The organism is Acinetobacter sp. P1(2025), assembly GCF_051390655.1.
In the GTDB taxonomy this organism is placed as follows: Bacteria; Pseudomonadota; Gammaproteobacteria; order Pseudomonadales; family Moraxellaceae; genus Acinetobacter; species Acinetobacter junii.
The window spans coordinates 1-547 of sequence record NZ_JBPKBJ010000180.1; the positions used below are offsets into that span (position 1 = coordinate 1).

The following is a 547-nucleotide window of genomic DNA, read 5'->3' on the forward strand; positions in this document are numbered from 1 at the left end:
TACCAACTATCACCTGTAATAAATTGAATCTTTGCACCCCAACTAAGTACTTCACTTAACATATCCATAAAGTAATCATTCTTGGTTTTACCCTCAGATTTGTCATAAATTCGGAAATTAATTGGAATATTTTGACCATTCTGATCTGTCGCATACAGGGTAATGAGATTAATCCCCTTGACGGATCGGTGGTGTTTGCCTGACCAAAAATAGCTAACCAAGTCCATATGTTGACTATATGGTTTATCTAAAACAGTATCATCAATACTGACTATAAGTTTATTATTATCAATATGTTGAATTGCTTCTTGATATAGGTCGTGAGGTGTGTAGTCTTCACGCTCCAGAAAGCGATTTACACTATCATGCGAGATATTATAAGTCTCGGCAAGTTGTGTGCAGCTAATAGAGTTCGGTTCTGTCATGAGAAAGCCCATATAAATGGGTAATGTACAAGTTGCTGTAGAAGCATGTTTAGTTCGTCTGATCACAGATACTTTATAAACTATTTTAATACTTTTTTGAATCCGTCAATGCGTAAGTCCTA

General features: G+C 35.5%; 1 pseudogene. It reads right to left on the reverse strand.

Annotated elements, in window-relative coordinates:
• Window positions 1-491, reverse strand: a pseudogene (locus ACSC97_RS18275) (IS701 family transposase); the annotation flags it as partial.
• Window positions 492-547 lie beyond the last annotated feature (56 nt).